The organism is Nocardia sp. NPDC055002 (assembly GCF_053608825.1).
In genome coordinates this window covers 948,140-968,616 of record NZ_JBSGWE010000002.1, presented here as the reverse complement: position 1 = coordinate 968,616, position 20,477 = coordinate 948,140, and the positions used below count along the sequence as shown (strand labels likewise).

Here is a 20,477-nt window from a genome sequence, read left to right as displayed (position 1 = left end):
CGAACGGCGTAGTTCGTGACGGTCTTTGCCGTGACCCCAAGACTTTTGGGGCGACCTCGCGTCCATGCGCTGCGGTATCTTCCATGCGATCGCCGCACCTGGTCGGCGCGCAGAGGAAGCACACACCACATGTTCAACAAGTCCATTGCGGTCGCCGCGCTCTCGGTGAGCGCCGCTGCCGTCCTCGCGGCACCGCCCGCCGTCGCCGACCCGGTCACCTGGGGCGCCGTTTCCCTCAGCGTGTGGGGCAATGTCTACGCGTTTTCGGTCAACCACCCGACGGAAGCCGACGCCATTCAAGCCGCCGACCGAGCGTGCAAGGGTCAAGGCATCATCGACTGCCGGATGATAGTGACATTCGCGAACGGCTGCGGTGCAGTCGTGACGAGTCCGCTCGCGATCGTCGCAGGGTTCCCGATCGTAGGCTTCGGTAAAGGGGCGACCCCAGGGGAGGCATACGCAGACGCCACCCGCAACCTCCCCACCGGCACCGGAAGCGCCGGCTCGTTCAATCGCGACCACGCCTGCACCCGGCCTTGATCTAGTTCCCGCACGGTCCTCGACAAAATGTCGGGCTGACACCCCCTTAGCTCAGAGGTAGCGCACTCGCCTTGTGGCGAAAGGTCCAGATCGTCATCGAACAGATCGGCGTAGATGACCCGCCCAAGGCGCCACCACAGACTTCCTCATCTGGTGGACGGACGAGCGGCCCCAAATACGCCTGCTCGCATAGTCGGCTTGTCCCGCTACCACCCGGAGCATCGTGGTCGTGCTGAGCAGAACGTGATCGTCACGCGGCGGAACTCAGGCCGGCGGCGCTACTGACCTGTCCGGCCGTCGATCGGTGACCTAGTCGCTCACGAAACCTCGAGACGTGCTGGATCGAGCAGGTTGCTCGGCGACCGGACCGGCCGGCTCGCCAACGACCTACTGGGTGTGGACAACCGAAACCACTGCTTTCCGCTTATACGCGAGCGCGGCTGCTGCGGGTCGAAGCCATCGCGGAACTGATCAGCGAGGGCGTAGAGCCGTCCGTGGAACTGTCCTCCATCCTCAACGAACTCTTAGTCGCACAAGCCCGCCACCGGGCAGCGGCGACACAGCAAGCGCAGTGCCCCGACCAGGTCCAGATCGCAGCAGCACATCCGCCGGACCGGTCGCATCAAAGCCACCGATACCGGTCGACTCCACGCCAGCCCACCTGCGGCGTCTGACCGTCATTCGGCCTGCGCGGTCGACGGTATTTCGCCCGCAACCCCAATATCATGTTCACAACGAGGATGCCCGCGCCGCTGCTGTTGACCTCGGGTCACCTCCGCCTGTCCCGGTCCTGAAGCAGGAATCTGTGCGAGGCCACCGCGTTCTAGCCTGACCCCGCCGAGGCCCTGTCAGCGGTCACCCGTCGGCCGCGCCCGGCATTCGATGTCATTGCCGTGTCGCAGTATCAGCTCGGAACGTCGGCCCGGTCTCGCCATCCAATGACACTGGTCTACTGCATAATTCTTGGGCATCGTCGCGCGAGAGACCAAGTGCGACAAGTATTCCGACGGTCATCTCGTCCACGGTCACAGCACAATCGCGGTCGGGTTGCTGCAGCAGCAGGCGTCCGAGGCCGAGCAGCGATCCGGCCACCAGCGCCATCGCCAGATCGGTGTCTTCGACGGTGAAGCGTCCCGCGCGTGTCGCGGCGGCGATGTCTCGTGCGGCGCGAGGCGCGAGGCCGTGCTCGGATTCGATCAGCGAGGCGCCGGAGTTGACCAGGACCCGGCTGAGATCAGGCTGTAGCCGAAACAGTCGGCCGACGATCCGGAAGGACGTGGCGAAGATCTCCGCGGGATCGGCGAGGTCGGTCGTGAGTGAGTCGAGGTAGTCGCCCAGCGACTCCAACGCGCTGTCGACCGCCGCGACGAACAGTTCTTCCTTGCTGTCGAAGTGGTTGTAGAACGAGCCCATTCCCACGTCCGCGGCCTGCGTTATCTCGAGGATGGGCGCGTTGAGCCTGCCCTCGGCGATGAAGCGTTGCCCAGCGGCGATCAGAGCCGAGCGGGTGCGAGCTTTGCGGCGTTCGAGCCTGTTCGCTATGGCGGACATTTTCGTTAGTCACCTTCTGGCAGTGGTTTCAGCTGCCGCGATCTTAATCGCCTTCAAATCTGACGACTCCCTCAGAACCCTTGACTGACCATATGGTCATAGGTGACGATATCGTCAGAAAGTCGCCGCGCACGAAAAAGGAGTCGAGAGATGTCGGAGGTCCGCAGCGACGCACATCGCGACCTGCACGTCGATCAGGGTGCCCTGCCGGGCGAACACCCCGGCCGTTTCAGCAACCCGATCATCAAGGTCGCCGACCTCGCCTGGCTCGAGTTCCGCAAGCCCGATCTGTTGAAGGCCGAGGCTTTCGCGCTGGCCTTCGGGTTCTCTGTCGCCTACCGCACCTCGGAGGAGATCCACCTGCGTGGCACACAGACGGGCACGGCGTGCGTGATCATCCGCAAGGGAGATCGCACCCGGTTCGTCGGCGCCGCCTTCCTGGCCGCCGACGAGTCCGACGTATTCAGGCTCGCCGAGGTGACGGGTCATCGCGTGGAGCGCCTGCCCGAAAGTATCGGCGGCATCGGCGTCACCTTGCACGATCCGGGCAGCAAGACCGTGCGCGTGGTGGCCGGCGCGCGCCCGCTGCCGCAGCTGCCGGGCCAGCGCGCGCATCCGTTCAACATCGGCGAGTCCGCCGCCCGGATCAATGCGACGCGGCGGCCACCGCGCGTGCCTGCCGGGGTGCAGCGGCTCGGCCATGTGGTGCTCTCTCGTACCCGCTACCTGGAGAACCTGAACTGGTATCTCGAGCATCTCGGACTCATCGTCAGCGACTTCCTGTATTACGACGGGCAGCGCGAACGCGGGCCGGTGATGGCCTTCATCCGCTGCGATCGCGGAAACACACCCACCGACCATCACACCCTCGCTATGACACTCGGCCCCTCGGACCAGTACGTGCACTCGGCGTATCAGGTGTGCGACCTGGACGCGCTCGCAGCCGGCGGCGAGTTCCTGGCCGAACGCGGCTATCGCCGGTCCTGGGGCATCGGACGACACATCCAGGGCAGTCAGATCTTCGACTACTGGCGCGATCCCGACGGTTTCCTCGTCGAGCACTTCAGCGACGGCGACCTGTTCGACAGCTCCCTGGAACCGGGCTGGGCGCCGATGACGGCCTCGGGCCTGGCGCAGTGGGGCCCACCGGCGACCAAGGACTTCCTCGGCACAGCACCGGGCCGCCGATCGCTGCGGGAACTCGGGTCCATCTTCTCTTCACTGCACCGAGACAACGAATTCGACGCCCAGCGCTTGCGGGGCCTGCTGAAAGTAGCCAACTCATGAGCATTTCCGTGCTGCGTACCGCCGACGCGTGGTGGGTCCTGACCCCGGACGGCGCTGTCCGAATCGACACCGCCGCCACGACCACGGGCGAACTCCTGGCCGACCGAGCCGCGATCGACGCGGCGCGCGGCGGCAGCGACACTACGCCCGTGGAGACCTTGGCGCTCGTCTCCCCGGTGACAGCGCCGTGTCGGGTTGTCGCGCAGATGACCAATTATGTGTCGCACGTGCAGGATTCGGGGATGAACCCGGCGACTGTGCCGCTGACGTTTTTTCGCAAGTCTTCCGGGTCCATCAGCGGTCCCGAGGACGACATCGTCAAACCGGCGCACGTGCGATTGCTGGACTACGAGATCGAGATCGGGCTCGTCTTCGGTGCGACGCTGCCCGTTGGCACCGAACTCGACGAGTCGAACATCGGCGACTTCATCGCCGGACTGACCATCACCGACGATGTGTCCGCCCGCGACATCCAACTGCCCAAAACCCAGTTCTACGAGGGCAAGTCGTATCCGACATTTACACCGGTCGGCCCGTTGTTGCTGCTGCTGGAGACGGGCGAGCTCGACAGATTCCGCGACCTCTGCCTGACACTGCGTGTCAACGGCGAAGTGCGCCAGAACAGCACGGTGGCGGACATGATCTACGGCCCACTCGAAACCCTGCGCGCTCTCACCGGATTCCAGCGCATGGACGCGGGCGACCTACTACTGACGGGCACTCCTGGCGGAACGGCCTTGAAGGCTCCCGCCAAACCCATCGAGATCCTCGGGTCGCTGATACCGCCCGCGCTCAAGTGGAAGATCTTCTTCAACAAGCAGGCGTCGAACCCGCGCTATCTACAAGACGGCGATGTGGTGGAGCTGACCGCCTCGACACCCGACGGCGCACTCGACCTCGGCATTCAGCGCACGACGGTGCGGTATGGGCGCTGAGAGAGGCCGGGTCGAGCACTACCCGGTCGTGATCGTCGGGGCGGGCCCGACCGGTATGACCGCGGCGTTGCTGTTGGCACGGTACGACATCGAGTGCCTGATCGTCGATCGCTGGGACGAGGTGTACCCGCAGCCGCGAGCGGTGCATCTCGACGACGAGGTGTACCGCATTCTGGCCGATCTCGGACTCAGCGACGAGTTCGCGGGAATCTCCCGGCCAGGCCGCGGCCTTCGGCTGGTCGACTCCGCGATCGCCACGCTCGCGGAGTTCGACCGCGACCCCGACCGGATGCCGCACGGGTTCCCGCTGGCCAACATGTTCGACCAGCCGGATCTCGAGCGGGTGCTGCGGTCCAGGCTGGCGTCGGCGCAGGGCGTGCGGATACGCGGTGGGTGCGAAGTGCTCGATGTGGCGAACCTGCGTGATCGCGCTCGCGTGACCTACCGATATGCCGTTACAGGTGAACGACGCGCTGTCACAGCGGATTTCGTCCTCGGCTGCGATGGCGCCAACAGTGTCGTGCGCGCGTCGATCGGTTCGCGAATGCGCGACCGGGGTTTCGAACAGCGGTGGCTGGTGGTCGACATCGCCACCGACGCCGATCTCGGGCAGTGGGAGGGCGTGCACCAGGTATGCGATGCCGAACGCGCCGCGACGTACATGCGCATCGGCGCATCACGCTACCGCTGGGAGTTCCGCCTCCGCGACGACGAAGCCGCGGACCAGTTCGCCACGCTCGACACCATCGAGCCGCTCCTGTCCCCCTGGCTGCGCGAGGTAAGAAGTCCCGAACTGACGCTGATCCGGTCCACCGCGTACACCTTTCGCGCCCAGGTAGTCGACCGATGGCGGGACCGCAGGATCTTTTTACTCGGTGACGCCGCGCACCTCACCCCGCCGTTCATCGGGCAGGGCATGGGCGCCGGTCTTCGTGACGCCCAGAACCTGATCTGGAAACTGGTCGCCGTCATGAGCGCGGAACTGCCGGACGACGCACTCGACACCTATCAATCCGAACGTAAACCGCACGTCGCATCGATGATCGGCCTGGCCGTCGCTGTCGGATGGGCGATGACGAGTGCCGCGGCGGCGGGCGAGGTGATCCGTAAGCGGGTGTGGCCACTCCTCGGCCACGTTCCGGTCGTCAGATCCAAGGTGACCGACAGCGCCACACCGCGCCTTTCCCAGTCGATGTTCGTTGCGCGACAGACTTTTCGGCCGCTCGACCTAGCCGGCTCGCTGTGTCCGAACTGCGTTGTCGAAGACGGCACGCGAGTCGACGAGATCGCCAACGGGCGCTTTCTCTTCCTCGCGGCCACCCCGCTCACCCGCGAACAGCGGACCGAACTCGACCGGCGCGGCGCCGCGATCCTGGCGGTACCGGCATCCTCCGAACTCGGCGAATGGCTGCGCCGCGGACGCGCGACGGCTGCGATCGTGCGACCGGACAAAACCGTGCTGGCGACCTCCCGATCAGTCCCCTCCCTACACACCCGTGTACCGAGCTGCCCCGCTCTGACCACCGATTCCACGCACAGGAGATCCCATGGCGGTTGACATTTCCATCCCGCGATATCGCGAGAACCTCTTCGATACCGAGGCGATCCTCGATCCCTACCCGCACTATGCGGCATTACGCGCGGCCGGCCCAGTGGTGTGGCTACCGCGCCAACGCGTCTTCGCGATCTCCCGATACGCCGAGTGCAAGGCCGTGCTCCGCGACGACGCGACTTTTGTCTCGGGTAACGGGGTGTCGCTGAACCGCGTTGCCAACCGCCTCGGCCGGGGTACCACGCTCAACAGCGACGCAGAAGAGCACGCCACCAAACGGTCCGTTCTCGCGCACCGACTGACGCCGAGGGCGCTTCGGGAAATGACAGATACCGTCGAGCGCTTCGCCGACAGCGTCGTGGACACGGCGTTGACGAACAACCGCATCGACGGGGTCGACGATCTCGCGACCGCACTGCCACTTTCGGTGGTCCCGGACCTCATCGGCTGGCCACACGACGGGCGCGCGGACCTGCTGCGCTGGGCCAGTGCGACGTTCGACTCGATGGGGCCGATCAACCGGCACTCCGTCCGTGCGGCGAAGGCTGCCGCCGAAATGCTGGCCTTCGCCCGCCGTGTCGCGCGCGATCGATCGGTTCTCGACGACAGCATGGGTAGTGACGTCTTCCACGCCGCCGACGAGGGCAGGATCGACAAGAAGTCGTGCCCGGCGCTCATGATCGACTACCTGGCCCCGTCGCTGGACACCACCATCGGCGCGATCTCGAGTGCGCTCTACCTGTTTTCACAGCACCCCAGGCAGTGGCAGGCCTTGCGGTCGAATCCGGAACTGATACCCCATGCCGTCAACGAGGTCGTGCGGATCGAATCGCCGTTGCGCGCGTTCTCCCGCACGGCCGCACGCGATGCCGACATCGGTGGGGTGAAGATCCCGGGTGGAAGCCGCGTACTGGTGCTCTTCGCTTCCGCCAACCGGGACCCGGCCGAATGGGATCACCCCGAGTCCTTCGACATCACCCGCGACGCGAGCCGCCAGCTCGGCTTCGGCTGGGGTGTGCACGGTTGCGCGGGCCGGACGTTGGCACGGCTCGAAACCGTTTCGATTCTGCGGGCACTGGCCGATCGTGTCGAACGTATCGAGCTGGTCGGCACACCGAAGTGGGCCGTCAACAACATCATTCGCAGACTGGAACAGCTTCCTCTCGAGCTCGTCCCAGCAGACAGGAAGTCGGCATGAAGACAGCGATCGTCACCGGGGCGTCCTCCGGAATAGGACGGGCTGTCGCCACCGCCTTGGTCGCTCGCGGCTACCGCGTGCTCGGGACAAGCCGCGACAGTTCGACCGTGGCCGATCCCGTGCCGGGCGTCGACTACCGCGACCTGGATCTCACCGATCGTGGCTCGATCGCCCGGTTCATCGACGCGCTCGACGACCTGGCTGTCGATGTCCTGGTGAACAACGCCGGTGAGAGCCAATGCGGACCGCTCGAAGAGCTACCGATGGATGCGGTGCGGAGGTTGTTCCAGCTCAACGTTTTCGGTGCCATCGAACTGACTCAGTCGCTATTGCCCGGGATGCGACAGCAGCGTCGTGGCAGGATCATCAACATCGGTTCGATGCTCGCGAGCTTCCCCCTCGCCTACCGATCGTCCTATGTCGCAACCAAGGCGGCCCTCAAAGGCTTCGCGACCGCCGCACGGTATGAACTGAAGCCGTACGGAATCGACATCACCACCGTCGAACCAGGTTCCATCGCGACCGGACTGTCCGGACGCCGCACCAAATACATCAGCAGCGACTCCCCCTACGTCGAACAGTTCACCTCGGCGATCGCCGTCCTCGACGCGAAGGAAGCTCAGGGAATTACGGCGGACGAGGTCGCCCGCACTGTGCTCGAAGCTGTCGAAGCCGAGCAGACGTTGCCTCTCTATGCCGTCGGCAGCAAGGCATCGGCAGTGTTCCTGGCCCGCAGATTGTTGCCGCGCAGAGCAATCGAGGCCGTCATGGCCAAGACATACGGCGTCGGGTCCGTGCGAACCCGACGTGCGCCATAGGCGTTCCCTGCCGAGGCAGATCCCATCCAGCCGCGACCTGAGCGGGACTCCCGCCCTGCTCGGGTCGAGCGCTCAGCGAACCGCGGAGCCCGCCGACCGCCCGGTCGGTCGGCTGTCGTAGTACGCTCCCCACCGCGCGTCGATCAGCGAAGCGAGATAGGGTGCGGCGTCGGCCGCGGTCCGCGTCGTCCGCCAGAACACGTGACCATCTGGCCGGACGACCACGGCACCGTCGGTACCGACTTCGTAGAGATCTATCAGCCGTTCCCGCTGCGAGCCGTCGCCCGGAACGAGCGCGACCACGCTGATGCCGGACGGGACGGCGGCGCGCCACTGGTCCTCGGCGAAGGTGAACACCGTCAGGCCGGTGCGATCCAGCGCGTCGTGGGCAGGCCTCACCCGCCCGTCGGCGAGCAGATCGGCGTGTGGCAGCCTCGCGCCGGGACGCGTTGTCGGTTTGTACAGCACAACCTCCGCAGTCGGCTCACCCGTGTCGACAGGCGTCTGACCGCTCGCCTCGCTGATGACGAGTGGGCCGTTGTACACATAGCCGAACTGCAGACCCATGGACACGAAATGTTCGATTTGACCGGGTATTTCCGCGGCGACGCGTTCGCGAAGCACACTCGCTTTGCGATGATTCGGTGTCAGCCGACCGGTACGCCGGGTCTGGAGCCGGGTCGCGCTATCGAGAAGCGGAGCCAGCACCCGACCTGGCAGCAACGACAGCGGCCGTCGACGCATCGCTTCAGTTGCCGAGTGCAGCATCGCGTTGGTGACACCGACGTGTCGCGTCACGTTGTCGAGGCGGAAGTGATTTGTGACGCTCTGGTCGGCGAATCGTTCCACCACGGGCCGTCGTTCGACCTCGTAGGTGTCGAGCAGCTCATCGCGAGCCCCGTCACTCAGGATCGCTTCGAGCTTCCATGCCAAGTTGTGCGCGTCCTGTACACCGGAATTGAGTCCGAACCCACCGGTATGTGGGAACCGATGGGCCGCATCGCCAAGCAGCAGAAGACGACCGGCCCGAAAGGTCTCGGCGGTCTGCGAGGTCATCACCCAGGTGCCCGTCGATTCGATTTCGAAATCGTCGGTGCCCAAGACTCCGGGCAATGTTTGCTTCCAGTAGTCGCGACTGGTGCGCGCGATCTTCTGCGCGGGATGCAGGTAGGCGGTGATGAAGATGTAGTGGTGGGCCGCATGGGCGATGAGCACGCCACACAGTTCGGGTGTGTAGACCCAGCTCAGCAGGGGTCGGGCAGCATCGCGAAACAGGGTACGGGAACAGAAGAACGCGCTGCCCATATTGGCAAGCACCGGACCGCGCAGGTCGATGCCTGCGTTATCGCGCAGCGTGCTGTTGGCGCCGTCGCAGGCCAAAACGTACTCGCCGCGTTCCGTCGAGCGCGAGTTCGGCGCGTCGGCCGACGCGACAGTGACCCTGGCGCCGCGCGCATCCGAGGTGAGCGCGGTGACCTCGACGCCTCGCCGGAACTCGATCAGCGGCTGGTCGTCCAATGCTTCCCACAGCACGGGCATCAGCAGATGCTGGCCGATGTGGGAGACCATGTAGGGGCTGTAGCTTTCCACCTCGGCGAGCAATTCCGGAACGGATAGCAGGTCCAGCGACCCGATCGGCGGGTCCGTCAGGCTGCCGTACCAACTGATGAGTTTGACGGTTTCGCGCGGCGGCGACATGGCCGCGATGCGATCAGCCAGATCCGGGGAGTACTCACGCCAAATCTCCAACGTGCGGGCACTGATGACGTGCGCCGCCGGATGCATCAGGGGCGCGGTGCGGCGCTCCAACACCACTGACCGAATCCCTCGTGCCGCGAGCAACAATGCGGCGGTGGCTCCCGACGGGCCTGCTCCGACAATGACAACGCGTGTCCCCGTCACCGAACCGCCATGCGCTGAGTTCCGAGGTCGATCGACCCGTCAGGGGTAGCGATCATCGCGGTCACCACGTCGTCGACCGAGAGGTACCTGCTGTTGCGGGCCTGCCGTGCGAAGAAGATCTTCCACTTCCACGCAGGGGGCAGCAGTTCCCCGATCTTCTGCACGATCTTCGGCGGCGCCGAGATCGCGGTGCCGATGGGTGTGCCGGTCAGCAACAGGTCGCCAGGGGCCATGTTCTGAAACCTGGCCAGGCGCGTCAGCGCCTGCGCCGGCGGGGTGATGAGGTCGTCGCCGATGATCTGGTCCTGACGGACTTCGTTGTTGACACGCAACGTCATGCGCAGCTGCGGTATACGGGTGAGCTCCTCGCGGTCGAGCAGGACCAGCCGCGGTCCGACCGGAGTGAACGTCGGATACGACTTGCTCTCGTACACCTGCGTTCTCGTGAGCTGCACTTCCCGCGCCGAGATATCGTTGACCACCACGAGGCCGGCGACGAACTCCCCCAGGTTCTCGTCGGTCACCACCGTCCCGAGGGGTATGTCGGCGCCGATCACGGCACCGAGTTCGATCTCGTAGTCCACGAATGCGACATCGGCGGGCGGGGTGATCGGATCGTGTGGACCGCTGATCGAGGCCGATGACTTGCGAAAGAATGTGGGCTGCAACGTTTTCGGATCTTCTCCGACGTCCCGGGCATGAGAACGGTAGTTCAGCAGCTGGGCTACGACGCGACACGGCGCGGTGACCGGTGACAGTGGGGTGAGCGTCGCCGCGTCCGTATCCGCGGCGGCCGCGGTGATCGCCGAACGATCGGCGAGAAGCTGCGCTGTCGTGACCGCGGGGGTGTCGATACGGGCGGCGCGGTCGCCGTCGAGACGCCACCAGCCCTCAGTGGTGCGGATGACAGTAGTGCTCATCTGTTTCTCTTCCTGAATCGGATCAGAGGGTGCGGAGGTTGATGGTCTTGCGGTTGGCGACGATCGGCCGCCCGGGCCGCACACCGGCTTCCCGAGGGCGCAGCTGCGCATGTGGCACACCCCTGCGCAGCTGACTCAGCAGGTACTCGGGATCGACGTCGACTCCGATGGGGTTGTCCGCGAAGTCGGCGGTGCGGAAGTACGCCGACGTTTCCTCGGGGCTGAAGTTCTCGACTTGGAACTCGAGCCGCGTCCCGTCCGGATCCTCGTAGTACAGGGAGATGGTCGGCCCGTGATTGATGCTCCACACCGGTGTGACGCCGACCCTCTTCAATCGGATGTAGTTCTCGAGCAGCCGTTCGAGCGAGACGAACGTGAACGCGATGTGGTCGACGCCGTAGACCTTGCGCCGGAACCTCGCGAGCGGGAACAGGAACTTCACCGGCGCGGGCACGGCGACGATCGCCAAGCGGTGCGATTCCTCGTCCCATGTCAGAAATGAGATCTGCTCGTCCTGATACATGATCTCGGCGCCGAACACGAGGCCGTACCAGGCAACCAGCTCGTCCCGCCGCGCGGATTTCACCACCCAGTGCGCGATGCGGTCCGGCGCGACCCGGGAGATCTTATGTGACGCACCGTCATTCGCCTCGTCGGTCACGCTCGTACCTCGTCTCGTCGGGCGGCTGTGCGTCGAGGCTAAACGCAGTTTGACTCTCAGTCAATATTTTGACTTGTAGTCAAAAGGTCGGCCGAGGCGATTCCACGAGTCGGCTATTCTCATCTCCCATGCCGACGAACGAGGAATCCGGAGCGAAGCCTTCGCGCCGGGCGAGTGCTCGTCCGCGGCGCGATCGTCGGCAGGCGCTCATCGACGCAGCGATCGAAGTCTTCGGCGAAGTGGGTGATGACGCCGACATCAGCGCCGCGTCGATCTCCAAACGCGCAGGCGTGGCCCACGGGCTGTTGTTCTACTACTTCACCGACAAACAGGGCCTCGTCGCCGCCGCGCTCGCCGACATCCTCGGCAAGCTGGCAACGTTTCAAAGTCCGCGACCGGAGGAAACGACGGCCCGGGCGCGAATGGAAGGCTTCGTGCGACGACACATCGAGTTTCTGGACCGCTATCGCACGGCCTATGTGAAAGTCATGCGCGAGGGCGTGCTCGCAGACCCCGAGATCGAGCGCGCGGTCCGGGAAGCACGCGCTCACGGCGTGCTACAGGTCGCCCAACTCGCCGGACTGCCTACACCGATGACCACCCTGACCCGAGCGGCCGTCATCGGATGGGTAGGTTTCCTCGACCGCCTCGCCGACGAGTATTTCGATGACTCCGACCTGGATCTGAACAGCACGGTCACCTTGGCGGCCGATGCCTTCACTGCCGTGGTCGAGGCAGCGGCGCGTCAGCGCTAGCTCCCGTTCCCCGCAGCGAAATCGTCCCAGTCCTGTGGGGATTCGCCGACATCACAAGCCAAAGCCCTCGCGGTTGTGAGGATTCCCCCGGCTCCTTGACTGATGAAATAGTCATCTGTGACTATTTCATCAGTTTTGTATTCGAGGACGCGGCTGTCGAGGTGTGCGTGTCTTCAACGCCCGGAAGGAACACACCGTGGGGCTTGTGCGCAACACCGTGAACAGACCATTCCGCATTGTCGCGGCGGCCGCCGCCGCGACAATGACGCTGAGCTGTTCCCCGCTTACCGCCCATGACGGGCTCGGCCGCTCGACCGAGATCACCGCCGACTTCGAGAACATCGCGGGCATGTACGAGGGCAACGAGGTCATGGTCCTCGGCCTCGCGGTGGGCAAGGTCGACAAGATCGTGCCCAAGGGCACCTACGTCGAGGTCCACATGAGCATCGATGCCGGCGTCAAGATCCCGAAAGACGCGATCGCGGCGATCATCTCGCCCTCGATCGTCACCGACCGCCACATCGAGGTGAGCCCGCCGTTCACCGGCGGTGAAGCGCTGAAGTCCGGTGATCACCTGCCCAAGGCGCGCACCAGGACCCCGGTCGAGCTGGACACGATGATCAAGACCATCGACCAGTTCGCCGCCGCCCTCAAGCCCGAACCCGGCCAGGAGGGTCTCGGCCCGCTGTCGGGCCGGGTGCTCTACCCGGTGCTCAACGGCAACGGCCAGAAGATCCGCGAAACCCTCGACGCGCTCTCGGGTGCGTTGAAGGTCGGTGTCGACAACAAGGACGCCATCACCAACATCATCATCAAGCTCAACGAGCTCACGACGATGCTGGCCGACAACGACCAGTCCGTGCGCGACTTCAGCGACCGGATGACCGCCATGTCGGGGCTGCTCGCCGAACAAGCTCCTGGCCTGCAGGCCACCCTCGACCAGCTCAACGCGTTCCTGTCCAACACCTCGACGACCTTCGCCGGACACCAGGACGAACTGGCCGCCTCGCTGACCGGCCTGACCACCGTCACCAACCAATTGCGCGCCAACTCGGGCGCGATGGTCGAGATCGTCGACATCGTGCCGCTGCTCATGCAGAACATCGACGGTGCGATGGACAAGGAAAAGGGCTTCATGCGCAATCAGGCGCTGGTCGGTACGGCCCTGTCAGGCGAGACCGTCAGCGTGTTCTGTGAGCGGATCCAGATGCGTCCCGATGGTTGCCGCACCACCGGCAACGTCCAGGACTTCGGCCCCGACTACGGGCTCACCGCCGCACTGCTCGGACTGACGAAGTAGCGAAGCGGCTCCAGCCGACCGAGTACGCACTGCCTTGATACTGGCCTAGGGACCCACAGCATCTGCGTGCCCGGTCTGTACAACAATTTCGGCGGGCCGCTGGTTCGACGCGGGGCGACTGGGCCTGGCGTCGCCGGTGTCGGCGTAGGTGTCTCGCCGGCGTTCCTGCTACGGCCAGATACCCGCACCGGGTTCGGCGGCCGGGGCACGGGCTCCCCCGTCTCCAACACCCGTACTTGCCTCTGTGAGTCGAAGGAGAAACGGAAACTCGATCAGGAGACATGGCCCAGCGCGCTTACCCGCGCGTGCAGGATGTCGAATGTGCTCACCGGCTACATTATCGGGCGTCGGTTGATCCACGGCATAGCCTCTTCGAGTTGCGCTGCCAATCGCAGCAGCATCGCTTCACCTCCCAGTTGCGCGGTGAATTGCACACCCATCGGAATGTTGTCGGGGGTCCAGTGCAGTGGCAGCGACAGGGCTGGTCGTCCCGTCACGTTGGCCAACTGTGTGTATGGAGTCCAACTCAGGTTGTTATGAATGAGCCGATCGGTCAGCGCGGAGTGTCGCAGGAAGCCCGCAGTCCCCGTCTTCAAAAGCAGCTCCCCGGCCAGACGCAGCGACCGCTGTGTGTCGAGTGAGCCGATTCGGGGTGGAAGATCTGCCAGTGTCGGTGTCAGCAGCAGGTCATAGCTGTCGAAGTAGCTCGACAGCTGCCGCGCGTGATCATGGCGACGCATGACGGCATCGACGTATTCGACACTGCTGTAGGCCCGCCCCAGCGCAGCCATCAGGCGGGTGTCGAATTCGAAACCTTCTTCGCCGCAACCAGATCGGCGCTTGGCATCGGCGACTTCCCACGCCAGGTAGGTGAACCAGGTCAACAAAAAATCCTGGGCCAGCCCTCGATCGTCGACCGGTGGATTGTCCAGGATCTCGACTCTGTGATGTAAGTCGGTGAGCACCTGGATCGTAGCGTCGACCGCCGCTAGAGCCTCGGAATGTGGCGAGGAATTGATGGCCGAGGAGACACAGACTCCGATCCGCAGTCGCCCCGGGTCGGCACCGACCTGCGAGAGGAACGTCTCGGCCGGGACGGCGGGAAGATAGGGGCCGCTGAGTTCTCCGCCTTTGAGAACGTCGAGCATCGCGGCCGTGTCACGCACCGACCGGGACACGACTCCCTGGACCGCGGCCCCGTGCATGGCTTCGCCGACATCGGGCCCCGACGGAAGCAGCCCTCGCCCCGGCTTGAGGCCGACGAGTCCGCAACAGGCCGCCGGGATCCGAATGGAACCGCCACCATCGTTGGCTCCGGCCACTGGAACGATTCCGGCGGCCACCGCCGCGGCCGAACCCCCGGACGAGCCGCCAGGCGTTCGATGGAGATTCCACGGGTTGCGGGTGGGACCGAACAGTTCGGGCTCGCTGACGCCTTTGGCGCCGAATTCGGGAGTGTTGGTTTTTCCGAAGATGACCAGGCCCGCATCGATCCATCTCTGCACCACCGTCGAGTGCTCGAGGGCTGGGATCCGCGCCAACGAGCGAGACCCGCTGCTGCTGGGCAAGCCGGCGTAGTCCTGCGCGATGTCCTTGATCAGAAACGGAACACCGGCGAAGGGCCCGACCAATTCCTGGGTGACGCGACGATCCGCCTCGGCGTCCATGAACCGGATGATCGCGTTGAGGCGACCGTTCGCCGTCTCGGCCTGCCGGCGGGCGACGTCGAGTAGTTCGCTGGACGTCACCTCGCCGGCTTTGACAAGTTCAGCTAGTCCGAGCGCGTCGAAGCTCCGGTATTCGTCGGTCCGCATACCGCGCGATCATAGCCGTACCAATCGGTTTGGCAAACCGATTGGTACGGCATTCGTGCCATCGTCGACGTGAGATCGAGTCCAGTGCGTCAGGGCCTTCGAGGTCGGTGCATCATCGCGATCGCCGCGTCGAACGCCGTATCGACCCGAGCGCGGTCTCCGGTCAGAAGTAAGTCCAACTGCAATCCACGTATCTGCCCCAAGACGAGAGTGGCGAGGCTGCGCGCCTCATCCTCGGGCCAACCATCGGCACACAGGCGTTCCTCGATCGGAGTGAGCCAATCGTCGACGATCGACGGCGCCAGCGCTTCCGCATCCGCAGGAACGCGCGCCACGCGACCGACCAATTGGAACAACAGAATGAACTGGCGTTGTTCCCTGGGCTCGCACAACCTCGTCCACACCATGCGCACCAGTTCGGCGGCAGACGTCGCGGTGCTGAAGTGCTCGTCATGCGCCCATGACCGCACGAAATCGCTGCGGATCTTCTCCCCCACGTGCAGCAGAAGCTCGTTTTTCGAGTTGAAGTGACGCAGCAGTGTCGCGTGCGATACCCCGAGCGCGGCGGCGACGGGCCGCAAGGACACGTCATCGATGCCGTGATCGAGCACGTACTCCGTGGCCGCGGCCAGCAATTCGGGTCGGCGATGCCGATACCGCAGTGTGCGCCCGTCCACTTGGCCGTCAGTCATCGGTGTTGATGGTAGAGCTCACCGAGTCCGGCGTGTCAAGCGGGCCGCGCGGGTTGGCCGAGACGACCTCGACTAGCGAGTCTGCGTGTTGTCGACCCCGCGGGCGAGAACGTCCTGTTCGCAGGGTGTCACACTGCGTCGAGCTGTAGCCGCGTCTTCGCAGCGGTCCTTCGCCACCCGCCCACAACCTCAGATCCTCGCCAAGTGCGCGGCACGCAGAATCTGTTCGACATCGTCGAGGAAAGCACGCACGACGGCGTGTGCCTGCGGGGTGGCCGGGTAGCGGGCACGCAAGGCCAAACCTTTGTCGCTGCGTGAGAACCAGAGCTGGACGTCGTCGGCGGAGCCGGTATTGGAGATGTGGGTCGCGTTGATAAAGCGGTGGATCGCGGCGCCGGGCAGCCGCCGATAGTCAACGTAGGACACCATGAAGATGTCGGCTCGCGAAGGTCGCAATCCGCCCAGCTCGTGGAGAGTTTCGGCGAGGGGGACGGTACCGAGTCCGAGCGCTGCGCGCACCGATTCCCGCGCGCTGCGAACGGTGTCGGCAAAGTCGTGTGTCGCGTCCACTGTGACCGGCGCATTGGTAGTGAACCAGCCGACTGCGTTGCGCCACTGAGGGTCGTGCCGTGTGTGTAGCGGAAACACCATGCGTAGACGACTCCCACCCCCAGCCCTGCGAATGCTGTGGGCCAGCGCCGCGAGCGCTCCGGCGAACAGTCCCGCATCGCTTGTACGACAGAGACTTTCGAATCTCTCTGTGGCATCGGCCGAGAGTACTTCGCGCAAATCGATGGCCTGGGGTGCGCGCTGTCCTGGTTCGAGGCCGAGATCGAGCGGGAACGACGGAGGGATCACGCCTTGGTCGCCGAAGAAGTCGCGCCAACCGTCCACCCGTGGGTCGTCGGGCCTGAACTCGACCGGGGTGGCACAGTAATCGACGAAATCGCCGGTAGCAGGCAATGTTTCGGGGTCGGCGCCATAGTAGAGCAGCCGCAGATCCTCGATGATGATGGCAATCGAATACGCGTCGACGTGGGCGTGATCGAAGGCGCACACGATAGTGGAGGTGTGCGGCCGATCGATCGCCGCGAGCAGATACGCCCGTTCGGCGAACGGCGCGCACCTGATGTTACCGTGGCGGCGCAGCGTTTCGCGCAGTGTGGTGGCCGATCCGTGTGCGATATCCGGCTGGGGCTCGAGCCGATTCGGTGTCGGCCGCAGTATCCGGAGCGGGCCCGATGGGGTCGCGGTGAACGAACTTCGCAAGGTGCCGTGGCGGGCGATCAACCCTCGATAAGCGTCGGCGAGCCGATCGCGATTCACGTGTCCTGGAATATCGAACGCTGCTGCCAGCCATATGCTTCCGCTCTCAGCCTGCATGAGATGCACGAGTTGGTTGAACGACGGCGGGATCGGCGACTCGATCGCCGCGGACTCGTCGGCCGGGACGGTCCAGTGCAGGAATGTGCCCGGTTCAGGCGTGTAGCGATCAACTGTGGTGACGTGCAAGCGCCACCTCCCGGTCGGTGGATATCGAATAGTCCCCGTCCGCGACGACGGCGGCGAACACGGTGCGCAAGTGGGAGTGGTAGCGCGCGAGTTGCCGCTGAGCGAAGGGTGTAGCCGGGCTCTGGCAGCCCAAATACAGATGGTGGGAGTCGCGGTTGAACCACATCGACGCGTTGGCCGTTTCACCCTCGCCGGTGAACAGCATTCCACGCTCGTACGGCGCGGTGCCCGCGCCCGGGAATCGCCGGAAATCCATGTATGACAACATATTTGGGCTTGCCATCACAGCGCGGGGATCCGCGCCCGAGGCGAGCAGGGCGGTCAGCACCGTGGACAGTGGTGCGCCAGACAGCTTGATTGCGCGATCGTAGGCGTCATTGGCACGCGCGACCAGATCGGTGAACGCACCGCAGCCCTCGACGACGAAACTCAGTGGCGCGAAATTGCACAACCACCCCTGGGACAGGAGGAAATCGCCGAGCCCCCTGGTGCTCACCACCGTCATGCCGTAATACTCACGGCAGCCGGCCATTTCGAAATCGGTGATGGCGACTGCAGCTAGCACGCCGGCCAGATACCGACCGCCCGCGACCCGGCAGATCTCGGCGAAGGCGGCCGACCCCGTGGCGTCGAGCAGATCGAACTCGATGCCGTACATCGGCGCGGTGGCCCCCGGCGCCAGTCCGAGGTCGAGGGGAAAGCGCGGCATCGTATTGCCTTGGTGTCGAAAGGTTTCGACCCATTCGACGATCTCCGGTCTGGATTGGTCGAACGAGCGCGCCAGATCGTGTTCGATCCCCGCATAGTCGCAGAATCCGCCGGTCGGAGCGCTCGTCCAGGGACTCAGTGTCCGCCCTGATGATTCGTTGCCATAGAGGTCGAGGATCTCGGTGAGAACGAGAGCCTGCGAGGCGCCGTCGCTGAGCGCGTGATCACAGCCGTAGTAGAGCGTGAACGAATCATCTCTCGCGATGGCGCCGAGGGCGAATCCAGGCCATGAGGTCGCCAGCGCCTCCGCGGATAGCCTGGCTATCGCGTACTCCCGGAATGACTTGTTGCCCACGGTGTTACCGACTGTCCGAGATTCGAAAGCGACATCTTCTGGCCCGATGCTACTGCGAGTCACCGTCGTGCCGTCGGTCGCGAACCAGGTCCTCAGTCCATCGTGGCGACGCACGAACCGTTGCAGGGCGCGACTCATCGCCCCGGTGTCGAGAACACCATCGACCTCGGTGGTGACAGCGAGGTACGCCGTATGCGGCGAAGCGGTCCGGCTTTTGGCCCATATCCCCCGGATGTGGTTGTCCTGCAGGAACGTGCCGGAATCAGCATCGGGCTCGGTGGCGCGAGTAACAGCTATCGCTTCCTCGGTCGGGTGCCATTCCACCAGCTCGCCTGCCGCGGGCCGCCAATTGCGAAGAGCGGTGATGATCATCGATACCTCACCCGGCCGCAGGGGCGACGTCGGGGCGACGATCGAATAGCGTGCCGTCGGCGGTCACCGTAGACAGCATCATCGTGAACGTGTTGATGAAGCGGTGCACATTCGCGGTGGCAACCTCGTTGCTAGGGAACCGGGCCGACACGGCGATCCCGCCGGTCGAGCGCGCGATCCACAGGTAGACCTCGTCGTCGGACAGCTCGCTACTGCGCAACGGGCGCACACCCCACTGCTGCCATTGCTCGGCATCGGGTACGAACCGGACATCGACGTAGGACACGACGAACCGCGGCATCTCGGTGCTGCCGAGCAACGATGCGATGCGTGGAAACGGGTAGCGGGCCAGGGATTTGGTCGAATCGATGGCCGCAGTGGTGCGCGCGAGCAACTCGTTGAAGGTGTCTGCCTCGGTGTGGTCGATCTCGAGGGGTAGCAGCCCGACATACCAGCCCATGGCGTGCGTGTGTTCGGGCGCGTAGCGGGTGTGGACCGGCATTGCGCAGCGCAACGGTTGCGCGCCGACCAGGACCTGATGGGTCGCCGCGAGTGCGGCGAAGACCGCCGACTGTGTGGAGTGGCCCGCCGCGCGGCTGCGTGACTGCAGCCGTTCAGCCTGCGGGGCGGTGAGTACCCAGGATGACAGACTGCTCTGATGCAGCGCGCTTTCCTGGAATGTGCCGGCAACCTCGGTGACTCGCGGTGCGATCGGCAGCGGGAAGGCAGGAAACCGCCCGCCCCCGCTGCGCAGATATCGACCCCAGTGCTGGACCGCAGGATGGTCCACCGTCATCGTCACGCCCATCGCGCGGTCGTCGGCGCCGAACTCGATATAGCTGCCGACCTCGGGCAATTCGGCGCCTGCGCCGGTGAGCACGCTGCGATAGATGCGCTGAATCTCGCTGATGGCCAACATCATCGAGTACGCGTCCATCACTGAGTGATCCGCACCGAACACGAGCAGGAAGCTGGGCCTATCGGTCGAGGCCGTGTCGCTGACGGTGGCCATCAGGCAGTGCGGCCACTCGGTGGGCGAGAGCCGGGTCGCGAAATAGTCGGACAGGTGCTGAAACACCCGGATACCGCTGCGCAGGTGCCCGACGCGGCGAGCCTCGATCTGCATGTCTTCGGCACGGCAGGTGTAGCGCACGAACCCCTGGGCTACCGTCTCGTCGGCGGCCACCGTCGTCCGGAAGGCGTCGTGGCGCGCCATCCACTGCCGCAGCGTCGTGCGCACAGCCGTTTCGTCGAACGGCAGCGGGATCTCGAAGATCGTTCCGAGCCAGGAAGTCTCGCCGGCGGATCTGCGCGAGCGCGCACAGTGGTCCTCGTGCAGATGGCTCAAACCACGGTCGTCCGGCACCCAGGTGTTTGCCGCCCTGGTGACCGGAATCCATTCGGTGACACTGCCCGCGGGAAGCGGATAATCGGCTAGCTCTGTGAATTCCATTCGAATGCGCCCCAACCATGTAGCTGATCAAAAGCTGAAAACACCGTGAATCCCCATGCTCGCCTGATGACAAAACAACATCGACGTTGCTCGCACCGACGGCGTGCGCCCATTACAGGCACGAACTGAGCGTAGGTCGAGCCGGGAGATAG

17 protein-coding genes are annotated in these 20,477 nt (G+C 64.8%); 8 read left to right on the top strand and 9 right to left on the bottom strand.

Annotated elements, in window-relative coordinates:
- Window positions 1-129: 129 nt before the first annotated feature.
- The gene (locus tag ACWF99_RS11745) at window positions 130-540 is read left to right on the top strand and encodes a DUF4189 domain-containing protein (protein ID WP_452535826.1); all 411 of its coding nucleotides are present in this window, start codon (window positions 130-132) and stop codon (window positions 538-540) included.
- 885 nt (window positions 541-1,425) lie between these two features.
- Here the strand turns inward: ACWF99_RS11745 and ACWF99_RS11740 are convergent.
- Entirely contained in the window at window positions 1,426-2,091 is a 666-nt protein-coding gene (locus ACWF99_RS11740) for a TetR/AcrR family transcriptional regulator (protein ID WP_452535825.1), read from the bottom strand.
- 150 nt (window positions 2,092-2,241) lie between these two features.
- Between ACWF99_RS11740 and ACWF99_RS11735 the strand changes: the two genes are divergently transcribed.
- From ACWF99_RS11735 to ACWF99_RS11715, 5 genes are read left to right on the top strand one after another with little or no spacing between them, the layout of a single operon-like run.
- On the top strand, window positions 2,242-3,378 hold the full coding sequence (locus tag ACWF99_RS11735; RefSeq protein ID WP_452535824.1) for a VOC family protein: 1,137 nt from the start codon (window positions 2,242-2,244) through the stop codon (window positions 3,376-3,378).
- The gene (locus ACWF99_RS11730) at window positions 3,375-4,313 is read left to right on the top strand and encodes a fumarylacetoacetate hydrolase family protein (protein ID WP_452535823.1); all 939 of its coding nucleotides are present in this window, start codon (window positions 3,375-3,377) and stop codon (window positions 4,311-4,313) included. The genes ACWF99_RS11735 and ACWF99_RS11730 overlap by 4 nt, the downstream gene beginning before the upstream one ends.
- Window positions 4,303-5,871, top strand: coding sequence for a bifunctional 3-(3-hydroxy-phenyl)propionate/3-hydroxycinnamic acid hydroxylase MhpA (gene mhpA, locus ACWF99_RS11725; protein WP_452535822.1), 1,569 nt, complete (start codon window positions 4,303-4,305; stop codon window positions 5,869-5,871). The genes ACWF99_RS11730 and mhpA overlap by 11 nt, the downstream gene beginning before the upstream one ends.
- Window positions 5,861-7,063 carry a cytochrome P450 gene (locus ACWF99_RS11720; protein WP_452535821.1) on the top strand — a complete coding sequence of 401 codons (1,203 nt, stop codon included), beginning with the start codon at window positions 5,861-5,863 and terminating at the stop codon, window positions 7,061-7,063. The genes mhpA and ACWF99_RS11720 overlap by 11 nt, the downstream gene beginning before the upstream one ends.
- The gene (locus ACWF99_RS11715; protein ID WP_378654239.1) at window positions 7,060-7,881 is read left to right on the top strand and encodes an SDR family oxidoreductase; all 822 of its coding nucleotides are present in this window, start codon (window positions 7,060-7,062) and stop codon (window positions 7,879-7,881) included. Before ACWF99_RS11720 ends, ACWF99_RS11715 begins: the two co-directional genes overlap by 4 nt.
- Before the next feature lie 72 nt (window positions 7,882-7,953).
- Here ACWF99_RS11715 and ACWF99_RS11710 read toward each other — a convergent pair whose 3' ends face one another.
- From ACWF99_RS11710 to ACWF99_RS11700, 3 genes are read right to left on the bottom strand one after another with little or no spacing between them, the layout of a single operon-like run.
- Window positions 7,954-9,783 carry an FAD-dependent monooxygenase gene (locus ACWF99_RS11710; RefSeq protein WP_452535820.1) on the bottom strand — a complete coding sequence of 610 codons (1,830 nt, stop codon included), beginning with the start codon at window positions 9,781-9,783 and terminating at the stop codon, window positions 7,954-7,956.
- The gene (locus tag ACWF99_RS11705) at window positions 9,780-10,703 is read right to left on the bottom strand and encodes a fumarylacetoacetate hydrolase family protein (RefSeq protein ID WP_452535819.1); all 924 of its coding nucleotides are present in this window, start codon (window positions 10,701-10,703) and stop codon (window positions 9,780-9,782) included. Before ACWF99_RS11705 ends, ACWF99_RS11710 begins: the two co-directional genes overlap by 4 nt.
- 22 nt (window positions 10,704-10,725) lie before the next feature.
- Complete coding sequence (locus ACWF99_RS11700; RefSeq protein WP_452535818.1) at window positions 10,726-11,364, bottom strand: VOC family protein; 639 nt, start codon at window positions 11,362-11,364, stop codon at window positions 10,726-10,728.
- Window positions 11,365-11,492: 128 nt separating this feature from the next.
- Here ACWF99_RS11700 and ACWF99_RS11695 point away from each other — a divergent pair, with 128 nt between their 5' ends.
- The gene (locus tag ACWF99_RS11695) at window positions 11,493-12,119 is read left to right on the top strand and encodes a TetR/AcrR family transcriptional regulator (protein ID WP_452535817.1); all 627 of its coding nucleotides are present in this window, start codon (window positions 11,493-11,495) and stop codon (window positions 12,117-12,119) included.
- A gap of 205 nt (window positions 12,120-12,324) precedes the next feature.
- Window positions 12,325-13,419 carry an MCE family protein gene (locus ACWF99_RS11690; protein WP_452535816.1) on the top strand — a complete coding sequence of 365 codons (1,095 nt, stop codon included), beginning with the start codon at window positions 12,325-12,327 and terminating at the stop codon, window positions 13,417-13,419.
- 332 nt (window positions 13,420-13,751) lie between these two features.
- On the opposite strand, the gene ACWF99_RS11685 is transcribed toward ACWF99_RS11690, so the two are convergent.
- From ACWF99_RS11685 to ACWF99_RS11665, 5 genes are all read right to left on the bottom strand, one after another.
- The gene (locus ACWF99_RS11685) at window positions 13,752-15,233 is read right to left on the bottom strand and encodes an amidase (protein ID WP_452535815.1); all 1,482 of its coding nucleotides are present in this window, start codon (window positions 15,231-15,233) and stop codon (window positions 13,752-13,754) included.
- An 89-nt stretch (window positions 15,234-15,322) separates the two neighbouring features.
- A complete protein-coding gene (locus tag ACWF99_RS11680; protein WP_452535814.1) occupies window positions 15,323-15,925 on the bottom strand; it encodes a TetR/AcrR family transcriptional regulator in 603 nt (200 codons plus the stop codon).
- Between the two features lie 189 nt (window positions 15,926-16,114).
- Complete coding sequence (locus tag ACWF99_RS11675; RefSeq protein WP_452535972.1) at window positions 16,115-17,308, bottom strand: condensation domain-containing protein; 1,194 nt, start codon at window positions 17,306-17,308, stop codon at window positions 16,115-16,117.
- Between the two features lie 109 nt (window positions 17,309-17,417).
- On the bottom strand, window positions 17,418-18,872 hold the full coding sequence (locus tag ACWF99_RS11670) for a condensation domain-containing protein (protein WP_452535813.1): 1,455 nt from the start codon (window positions 18,870-18,872) through the stop codon (window positions 17,418-17,420).
- 7 nt (window positions 18,873-18,879) lie between these two features.
- The gene (locus ACWF99_RS11665; RefSeq protein WP_452535812.1) at window positions 18,880-20,325 is read right to left on the bottom strand and encodes a condensation domain-containing protein; all 1,446 of its coding nucleotides are present in this window, start codon (window positions 20,323-20,325) and stop codon (window positions 18,880-18,882) included.
- Window positions 20,326-20,477: the final 152 nt, after the last annotated feature.

What these genes read in the sequence shown, in the direction of transcription:
- ACWF99_RS11705 (WP_452535819.1), bottom strand. Translation starts at nt 10,703, where the DNA reads ATGAGCACTACTGTCATCCGCACCACTGAGGGCTGGTGGCGTCTCGAC.
- ACWF99_RS11695 (WP_452535817.1), top strand. Translation starts at nt 11,493, where the DNA reads ATGCCGACGAACGAGGAATCCGGAGCGAAGCCTTCGCGCCGGGCGAGT.
- ACWF99_RS11685 (WP_452535815.1), bottom strand. Translation starts at nt 15,233, where the DNA reads ATGCGGACCGACGAATACCGGAGCTTCGACGCGCTCGGACTAGCTGAA.
- ACWF99_RS11715 (WP_378654239.1), top strand. Translation starts at nt 7,060, where the DNA reads ATGAAGACAGCGATCGTCACCGGGGCGTCCTCCGGAATAGGACGGGCT.
- mhpA (WP_452535822.1), top strand. Translation starts at nt 4,303, where the DNA reads ATGGGCGCTGAGAGAGGCCGGGTCGAGCACTACCCGGTCGTGATCGTC.
- ACWF99_RS11735 (WP_452535824.1), top strand. Translation starts at nt 2,242, where the DNA reads ATGTCGGAGGTCCGCAGCGACGCACATCGCGACCTGCACGTCGATCAG.
- ACWF99_RS11720 (WP_452535821.1), top strand. Translation starts at nt 5,861, where the DNA reads ATGGCGGTTGACATTTCCATCCCGCGATATCGCGAGAACCTCTTCGAT.
- ACWF99_RS11740 (WP_452535825.1), bottom strand. Translation starts at nt 2,091, where the DNA reads ATGTCCGCCATAGCGAACAGGCTCGAACGCCGCAAAGCTCGCACCCGC.
- ACWF99_RS11680 (WP_452535814.1), bottom strand. Translation starts at nt 15,925, where the DNA reads ATGACTGACGGCCAAGTGGACGGGCGCACACTGCGGTATCGGCATCGC.
- ACWF99_RS11665 (WP_452535812.1), bottom strand. Translation starts at nt 20,325, where the DNA reads ATGGAATTCACAGAGCTAGCCGATTATCCGCTTCCCGCGGGCAGTGTC.
- ACWF99_RS11675 (WP_452535972.1), bottom strand. Translation starts at nt 17,308, where the DNA reads ATGCAGGCTGAGAGCGGAAGCATATGGCTGGCAGCAGCGTTCGATATT.
- ACWF99_RS11670 (WP_452535813.1), bottom strand. Translation starts at nt 18,872, where the DNA reads ATGATCATCACCGCTCTTCGCAATTGGCGGCCCGCGGCAGGCGAGCTG.
- ACWF99_RS11730 (WP_452535823.1), top strand. Translation starts at nt 3,375, where the DNA reads ATGAGCATTTCCGTGCTGCGTACCGCCGACGCGTGGTGGGTCCTGACC.
- ACWF99_RS11745 (WP_452535826.1), top strand. Translation starts at nt 130, where the DNA reads ATGTTCAACAAGTCCATTGCGGTCGCCGCGCTCTCGGTGAGCGCCGCT.